Raw genomic sequence first — 7448 nt, 5'->3', positions numbered from 1 at the left:
CACACTGCATCACCCGCACCAGAACTCACCCTGAAAACCAGCTAACCCACCGTCCACCAAACCCGGGGCTTGACAGCCCGCAGCTTCGGTTCACTGTTGGGCAGCGGCTTTTCGAAGACCTTCTTCCCCGCCGGGGTCAGCCCGTGCCCGTGATGGGCGCTCTTGCCGACGTCCAGGCCCAGGAAGACGCCCACCTCGGTCGTGTCGAACATCGTTGTTCCCTCTCCCCAAGGGTGTTCACGGTGCCGGCCTCGGCGGTGGTGTCGTGCGCGCGCATCCACGTTATGCAGGCCTGCCGCCCGCAAGTCGTCCGGCGTTGCGCCGGACCGGACGGTGGCCGGACCTCTCATCAGCGTCTGTGACGACACCTCCCGGGCCCGGTGACACCACCCCCCAGGTCATGCCTTCGACAGGGGGACACAGTCATGCCGGGCCCGGAGGCCAGCGGCCCTCTTGCAGGACCGCGAAAAACATAACGGGGGCTTACCCGAGGTGGGCTGGTGCCGTCTCGTTCTACCTCGGGTCCACGTCCTCACGTGTGTGCCCCGCTGGTGCGGTGTCGGCGTGTCTGCGGCGACCTCAGACGGGCGACCGCCTGTCGGGCGGCCTCGCGTTGGTCCGGGCGGGGCGCCGGCAGGCTAGGGCCGGCCAGGTCGCGGCCGGTGAGCGACTTGCCTCCGACCGCGGTCCAGTCGGCGCGGCGCACTACGGCGAGGTGTCCTTCTACGTGGGCCTTGCGGTCCTTCCAGTCATCGGGCAGCGCCGTCAAAACACGAAGGTCCTGGTCGTTCAGCCACTCCAGCCCGAGGACCTGACGGCCGAAGTCGTGCCCGATGAGCGACAGGGCGGTGCCGGTCTCCAGATGGACGAGCAGGAGTTCTCCCTCGAAGAAGTAGCCGCCGTCATACTCGCCGGATCCCACGGCGAGCAGGAGAAGGTCGGATGGAAGGCCATCGCGTTCACAGGGTGCTGCGAGCGCAGGAGCCAACGGCGGCGGGCGCGGTCGGTGACGTGGAAGACGCCGACCGTCTTGGCCTCGTCGTACTCGTGCGCGCCGGCCACGGCAGCCAGGCCTCGCCGCCGGCCGGCCTATAGGTCGAACTCGAGGTGGTCGACGTCGGTGAACTGAACCTCCAAGCCGGTCGCGCGGCGGCCGCCGTCGCGGAAGTAGACCTCACCCAGGCCTTCGGCAGCGATATCGCGCAGCTGCTGCTCGGTGGCGCCGGTCTCCTAGGCGTCGAAGAGGCGGGCCGCGTACTGCGGGGGCAGGGCGAGGGTGAGGTGACGGATGCGGGCGTCGTCGGTGGTGCCGGGGGCGGCGGTGAAGCCGAAGCGGGCGCGGGTGTCGATGACGATGCCTCCGGTGGTGGCCGCTTGCTTTCGGGCTTGGGCGCGGATGCGGGGCTGCCATCGGGCTCTGCCCACCTTGCGAGTCCCAAGCCCGCCTGGTGTGGTGCACCGTGGGGCTCGCGGCGCGGCTGGGCTGAACGGTGTCGAGGCTTTGGCCGATACTCAACCATTTTCAACTTATTGCCCCGGAACGCCATCCAAGTCCCGCCCTGAGACGTATCCCGTGTGTAGCAATTTTCAGGAGGAACGCAATGGCTATCTTCAGCAATCTGATGCCTGCCCATCGCCGGGACCGCAACGACGACACGTCGCGCCGCGACGACTTCTCGGGGCATGGTCACGGGCACGACCACGGGCGCGATCACGACCACGGCGACCGCCACGGGCACCGCCACGGGCACAGCCGCGGCCACGGCGGCTACGGCCGCTGGTGACCACACCACGGAGGCTGAGCGGACCGTAGACCGGAAGGTCCCGGTCCGCTCCGTCCGTCCCTCCACGAGGAACGCATGCCATGGTGCATGTCCTGCGGCGTCTGCTGTCGGTGGGTGAGGCTTCCGATGTGGTGGCGGCCGCGCCCCCGGTGTCTCCGCGCGAGGTGTTCCGGCGGTTCTGGCCCTATACCCGCGGCGGTCGGCGCTGGTTCGCTCCCATCGTCCTCTTCAGCCTGATCGGCCCCGCCCTCGACGCCACGGAGATCTGGCTCTTCAAGATCGTGGTGGACGGTGTGCTCGTTCCCCGCGACGTCGGACCGCTCCTGTGGATCGCACCGACCTACCTGGGGCTCATCATCGGCTCCGGCATTCTGGGGTTCGCCGACGACGTGACGTCCACGTGGGTCAGCGAACGCTTCCTGCTGACGCTTCGCTCCGATGTGTTCCGGCACGTCCAGGGCCTGTCGCTCGGATTCTTCGAACGCCGGCGGCTCGGGGACGTGTTGTCGCGTGTGACGGGCGATGTCGACACGGTCGAGACGTTCCTGCTCTCGGGAGTGGCGGACGCCTTCTACTACGTGATCCGCCTGGGTGTCTTCCTCGGTCTGCTGTTCTATCTGCAGTGGGATCTGACCCTCCTCGCCCTCGTCATCGTGCCGCTGTTCTGGGGCGCCGCCCGGCACTTCGCGCGGCTGATCAAGGAGGCGTCCCGGGAGCGCAGGCGCCGCAGCGGTTCGATCAGCGCGATCGCCGAGGAGTCGCTGGGCAACGTCGCCCTGGTGCAGGCGTACAACCGGCAGAGGTGGGAAGAGCGCCGGTTCGAGCGTGAGAACGTCGGCAGGTTCCGGGCCACGATGGCCTCGACGCGGATCCGTGCCGTCTACGGATCCGTCGTCGAGGTCATCGAGGTGTCCGGCGTCCTCGCGGTCATGAGCCTGGGCACCTGGAAGCTGGCCCAGGGACAGCTCACGCTGGGCGGACTGCTGGTCTTCCTGGCGCTGATCGGCAACCTCTACAGTCCGGTCCGCGGTCTGTCCCACCTCGGCACCACCTTCTACGCGGCGTCCGCCTCGGCCGAACGGATCATCGAGTTGCTGGACCAGCGGCCGCAGGTCGCCGAGGCCGCCGGCGCCCGCCGGATCGGCCGTGCGCGGGGTGACGTGGAGTTCGACGGCGTCTCCTTCCGCTATCCCGGTACGCCGTCCTGGGCACTGTCGGACGTGTCGTTCCACGTGGCAGCCGGAGAGACGTTGGCGCTGGTCGGGGCCAGCGGGGCCGGCAAGTCGACGGTCGCAAAGCTGCAGCTGCGCTTCTACGACCCCGACCGGGGCGCGGTCCGCCTCGACGGGGCGGACCTGCGGGACCTGCGCCTGTCCGACCTGCGGGAGAGCGTCGCGGTGGTCCTGCAGGAGACGCTCGTCTTCCACGGCACCGTGCGGGACAACATCGCCTACGGCCGGCCGGAGGCGACGGAGGCGGACATCGTAGCGGCGGCGCGCGCCGCGGACGCGCACGAGTTCATCGAGCTGCTCCCCAAGGGCTACGACACGATGGTCGGCCAGCGCGGCCGGACGCTCTCCGGCGGGCAGCGCCAGCGCCTGGCGATCGCCCGCGCGATGATCAGGGACGCGCCCGTGCTCCTCCTCGACGAACCGACCACCGGCCTCGATGTGCGGTCCGGCCGGCGGATCATGGACCCGCTGCGCCGGCTCATGGCCGGGCGGACGACCGTCGTCATCTCCCACAACCTGCTGACCGTCCGAGACGCCACGCGCATCGTGGTCCTCGACCAGGGCAGGATTGTCGAGTGCGGCGCCCACGACGACCTGCTCGGGCGCGGCGGGACGTATGCCCGGCTGCACCGGCTGAACGCCCTGCCGGTGCCGCCCCAGCCGGGTCCTCGGCCCCCCGGGACGGTGCTGCCGTGAGTGTCCCGGCGGTGCGGGCCGCCCCGCCCCCGGCACGAGACCGGTCCCGGGCCACGGGGTCCTGGCGCATCCGGCGCGCACCGGCCGGCTCGACGTCTACGACGTCTGGAGCGAGGAACGGGACTGCCGCTGTGTGATCAAGACCGTGCGCCCCGACCGCCGGAACCAGGAGCAGCTGCTGCGTGAGGGGCGGTGGCTGGGGGGCCTTCACCCATCCGCACCTGGTCCGCGCGTACGAGATGTTCGAGTCGCCGGTGCCGCTCGTCGTGCTGGAGACGCTGACCGGCGAAACGCTGTCCCACCTCGTCCACCGGTTGCGGCGCCGGCCGTCCGCCGCCGACGTGGCGCTTCTCGGGGTGCAGCTGTGTTCCGCGATCCACTACCTCCACGGTCAGGGTCTGCTGCACCTGGACCTCAAGCCGTCGAACGTGGTGGTGGACTGCGGTCACGCGAAGGTGCTGGACCTGAGCATTGCGCGGCCGCCCGGGCCCGCGCCCGCGGGGGTGGGCACGTTCTGCTACCTCGCTCCCGAGCAGGCCCGCGGCGGGCCGCTGTCGGCAGCCGCGGACGTGTGGGGCATCGGCATCACGTTGTACGAGGCCGCCGCCGGGGACGTGCCGTTCGGCCGCGGGGATTCCCGCGAGGTTTCTCCCGGTGGGGAGAAAGGGGACGGGCCCTGCGACGGCAGCGTCACGGGCGGCCGGGACGACTGGTATCCGCAGCTGGAAGGGACCGCCCCGCCGATCGGCTCGCGGCGGCGTCTGCCCGGGGGGGCTCGCCGCGGCCATCGACGGCTGCCTTCAGACCGATCCATCGTCTTGGCCCTCGGTTGCCGAACTGGCCGCCACACTCGATGCGACGCTGCCCGGCCCGGGGCGCCGCACCGCCTGCCCCTGAGGCCGTGGCGGGGCGCCGATTTCACGCGCTCCGGCCGGTCTTGAAGTGGCCGGTGGCAAGGACGGTGCCGTCGGAGGCGGTCAGGCGGGCGCCGGAGAGCGCCGCGGGGTCGACCGGGGCCGCCGCGCCCCAGTCACCACGTCCGTTGCTCAGGGTGAAGGCGCCCACGCGGATCGTGCTGCCGTCCGTGCGCTCCAGGAGACAGACGACCTTGCCGCTGTACAGGGTGCCGACGGCGGCAAGGTCGACGGTCAGGTAGATCCAACCGGGTTTCCCCGGGTCTCCGGGGTGGGCGTAGACGTCGCCGGCCGACGGCCCAAGACCCGAGGCCGAGGTCAGCTCTCCCTCCCTCAAAGGCGTCTGGGCCTTCACAGCAGGGAAGCTCGAGGCCGTGCCACTCTCGATGGCGGTGCCGACCGCCCAGCCGGCAAACCCGAAGGCGAATGCGAACGCGGCCGCGGCGGACGCGACCCGCAGCCGGACCCGGCGTGCGCGATGGCGGACCGCCTTGTGCGCGAGGCCGGACGCCCGCGGGTGGGGTTCCCTCTCGTGTGCCGTCACGTCCTGGGTCAGCCTGTGCGCCACCCGGGTCTCGAACCCGAGCGGCGGCTCACTGCCCGACACCAGCCCGATCAGTTTGTCGCCCACCAGGGTCATGTGCTCGATGTACTCCCGACAGGCCGCGCACCGGTCCAGATGTGCGACCCCCACCGCCCGCTCACGGCCGGGCAGCACGCCCAGTGCCAGCTCGGCGCCGATCTCCCGCAGCTTCTCGCAGGTCACGTCACTGGCCATGGTCCCCTCGATTCGGGGAGGCAAGGGTGTTCCGCAGCTTTCCCATCGCTGTCCTGATCCGCGTCTTTGCGGTGCCCAGCGGGATCTTCTCCCGATCGGCGATCTGCTGGGCCGTCATTCCGTAGATGCCCGCCATCACCAGAGCACGACCCTGCTCCCGCGGCAGCTGCGCCACGGCGGCCCGCAGCCGGGACGAGGCCTCGTCGGCCAGGGCCCACCGCTCGGGGGTCTCGGTCACGACGTCGAGGAGCGCGCCGAGGTCCTCGGGTGCCACCGGCTCCGCCCGCCGCGCACGGACGGCGTCGATGGCGAGATGGTGCGCGATGGTCGTCAGCCAGGTCGCCACCGACCCGCGGCGCGAGTCGTAGATCTGCGCATGACGCCACGCACGCTCGAACGTCTGCTGGGCGATGTCCTCGGCAAGCTGCCGATCTCCGGTGACGGCGACGGCGACACCGAAGACCGCGCGCTGGAACCTCCGTACGAAGGTGACCGCGAACTCCGGATCACCGGTGGCCAGCCCGGACAGCAGAGCCTCGTCCGGGAGACGGCCAACGGGAACCGGAAGCTCGGCACACCTATAGATACGGTCCGCCCCCGCCGAGGGATTGCCCGGCCGATGCGGAAGACGGCGTGCGGGGAAAGGGGCCGAACAAGGCGTAGCAGGCGTTCCAACGCGGCCTGACAGCCCTCGCCCAGTGGGTCGGAGCGGGAGGGCTCGGACTGGCCCGTGCCCCGCGGCCACAGTGAGCAGATCACGCTCGACGGCGAGACCGAGCTGGTCACGGTCCGGCTCGGCGTATGGGTCTCGAACGCCCGCGCGAGGCGCGACAGGCTCACCCCCGAACAGCGCGCCGCGCTCGCTGAACTGGGGGTGGAGTGGGCGTGACATGGGAGGACAGTCGTCTATCTCAGCGGTTCGCTCAGCTCGATGGAGCGCAGAGCCGCCGCCAGGGCCGGTTCGTCGCCGATGTCGAGGGCCGTGTCGGTCAGCTTGATGACGTGTTCGTCGCCGTGCGCCCCGGCCCGTTCGAGGACCTCTTCGGGGGTGAAGGTGCCCGGCGGGCTGTCGGCGACCGGGGCGTCGGGTGCGTACATCGCGGTCACCGCCGCGGAAGCCGCCCAGGCGGCCCGCAGGCTCACTCCCCACAGGGCGTGCGGGAGCGCGGGCAGGATGCGCAGCACGGCGTTGGGAGCCGTGGCCGCGTGGACCAGCATCGCGTCTCCTCGCCGTGGCCGTGGGTGGCATACCGGTGGGTGGCCGCCCGCACCAGTTCGGTGAGGCGGTGGTGCGCCTCGTTGGGGTCCGTGATCGTGGCCGCCCACACCGGCAGGCCCCTGACGCGGTCGAACCGGGCGGGAAAGCCGCCGTCCCGTTCGGCGATCGGCGTCACCGCGTCGAGGGCGGCGGCCGCGCTGTCGGCGCCGGGCAGCGGGGCAAGGTCCGCGACGGGGCGGTGGCGGGCGGCCCAGTAGCCGAGGCCGTGGGCGAGTTCGGCCAGACGGGGTTCGGTGCTCTCGCCGGCCAGAAGAGCGCGCACGGCATGCCCCACCCGGATCACCGGATGCGCCGCGCCGCCGTATATGCCGGGCAGAAGACGGGTCCACCACTGCGTGAGCACCTCGCGCCAGGGACGCTCGGTGATCTCGCGCTCGAAGTAGCCGATCCAGTCGGCGGCGCGGCGCGGATCACCGAGCGCCAAACGCCAGTTGGCGGCCGTGACCGGCTCGAGACCGGAGGGGAACTCCTCAAGCTTGCGTGCGTACAGGTCGAGCCAGCGGTGCACCGAACGGGCCTGTCCATGAGCGGCGAGGGCCTCGACGGCCATCGACGCGTGGTTGGCAAGCCGCTCGAGCCGCTCGGGTCCTGAAGTGTGCAGTCGCTGGAGCGCCTCGTCGAGAATGCCCGTTGCATCCATGGCAAGGACGGTAGGCGAGGCGCCAGGACGGCGTAACCGGCTGAAGGCTTAGCCTTGATCCACCGATTCGATGTCTGTGGATAACTCTTCTTGAAACGAGGAAGTGCCTTGTGACCTGCGATGAT

General features: G+C 70.8%; 6 protein-coding genes and 4 pseudogenes. 4 read left to right on the top strand and 6 right to left on the bottom strand.

The window, feature by feature from the left end; all coding sequences use genetic code 11:
• Nucleotides 1–71: 71 nt before the first annotated feature.
• The 3 genes and pseudogenes from JL475_RS37470 to JL475_RS37460 all read right to left on the bottom strand — a co-directional run.
• A pseudogene (locus JL475_RS37470) lies at nt 72–212 on the bottom strand (IS110 family transposase); the annotation flags it as partial.
• Between the two features lie 320 nt (nt 213–532).
• On the bottom strand, nt 533–922 hold the full coding sequence (locus JL475_RS37465) for a hypothetical protein (RefSeq protein ID WP_202282681.1): 390 nt from the start codon (nt 920–922) through the stop codon (nt 533–535).
• 167 nt (nt 923–1089) lie between these two features.
• Nucleotides 1090–1413, bottom strand: a pseudogene (locus JL475_RS37460) (XRE family transcriptional regulator); the annotation flags it as partial.
• Nucleotides 1414–1601: 188 nt separating this feature from the next.
• Between JL475_RS37460 and JL475_RS37455 the strand changes: the two are divergent.
• From JL475_RS37455 to JL475_RS37445, 3 genes are all read left to right on the top strand, one after another.
• On the top strand, nt 1602–1784 hold the full coding sequence (locus JL475_RS37455) for a hypothetical protein (protein ID WP_202282680.1): 183 nt from the start codon (nt 1602–1604) through the stop codon (nt 1782–1784).
• Nucleotides 1785–1864: 80 nt separating this feature from the next.
• Nucleotides 1865–3712: an ABC transporter ATP-binding protein gene (locus tag JL475_RS37450; protein ID WP_202282679.1), complete on the top strand. Its 1848-nt coding sequence runs from the start codon at nt 1865–1867 to the stop codon at nt 3710–3712.
• Nucleotides 3713–3951: 239 nt separating this feature from the next.
• Complete coding sequence (locus JL475_RS37445; protein ID WP_237409383.1) at nt 3952–4653, top strand: protein kinase; 702 nt, start codon at nt 3952–3954, stop codon at nt 4651–4653.
• On the opposite strand, the gene JL475_RS37440 is transcribed toward JL475_RS37445, so the two are convergent.
• Together JL475_RS37440 and JL475_RS37435 are read right to left on the bottom strand one after the other, a co-directional pair.
• Complete coding sequence (locus JL475_RS37440; RefSeq protein WP_202282678.1) at nt 4631–5404, bottom strand: hypothetical protein; 774 nt, start codon at nt 5402–5404, stop codon at nt 4631–4633. The two genes, JL475_RS37445 and JL475_RS37440, sit on opposite strands and share 23 nt — an antisense overlap.
• Nucleotides 5394–5924: an RNA polymerase sigma factor gene (locus tag JL475_RS37435; protein WP_202282682.1), complete on the bottom strand. Its 531-nt coding sequence runs from the start codon at nt 5922–5924 to the stop codon at nt 5394–5396. Before JL475_RS37435 ends, JL475_RS37440 begins: the two co-directional genes overlap by 11 nt.
• 122 nt (nt 5925–6046) lie before the next feature.
• Between JL475_RS37435 and JL475_RS37430 the strand changes: the two are divergent.
• Nucleotides 6047–6293, top strand: a pseudogene (locus JL475_RS37430) (helicase associated domain-containing protein); the annotation flags it as partial.
• A 17-nt stretch (nt 6294–6310) separates the two neighbouring features.
• Here the strand turns inward: JL475_RS37430 and JL475_RS37425 are convergent.
• Nucleotides 6311–7323, bottom strand: a pseudogene (locus JL475_RS37425) (questin oxidase family protein).
• Nucleotides 7324–7448: the final 125 nt, after the last annotated feature.

The organism is Streptomyces sp. M2CJ-2 (assembly GCF_016757295.1).
In the GTDB taxonomy this organism is placed as follows: domain Bacteria; phylum Actinomycetota; class Actinomycetes; order Streptomycetales; family Streptomycetaceae; genus Streptomyces.
Note: the sequence above shows the minus strand (reverse complement) of the source record. Positions and strands in the feature narration are given on the sequence as shown.

Bases quoted from the DNA above. Each gene is read 5' to 3' on its own strand.
- JL475_RS37455 (WP_202282680.1), top strand. From the start codon at position 1,602: ATGGCTATCTTCAGCAATCTGATGCCTGCCCATCGCCGGGACCGCAAC.
- JL475_RS37450 (WP_202282679.1), top strand. From the start codon at position 1,865: ATGGTGCATGTCCTGCGGCGTCTGCTGTCGGTGGGTGAGGCTTCCGAT.
- JL475_RS37445 (WP_237409383.1), top strand. From the start codon at position 3,952: ATGTTCGAGTCGCCGGTGCCGCTCGTCGTGCTGGAGACGCTGACCGGC.
- JL475_RS37440 (WP_202282678.1), bottom strand. From the start codon at position 5,404: ATGGCCAGTGACGTGACCTGCGAGAAGCTGCGGGAGATCGGCGCCGAG.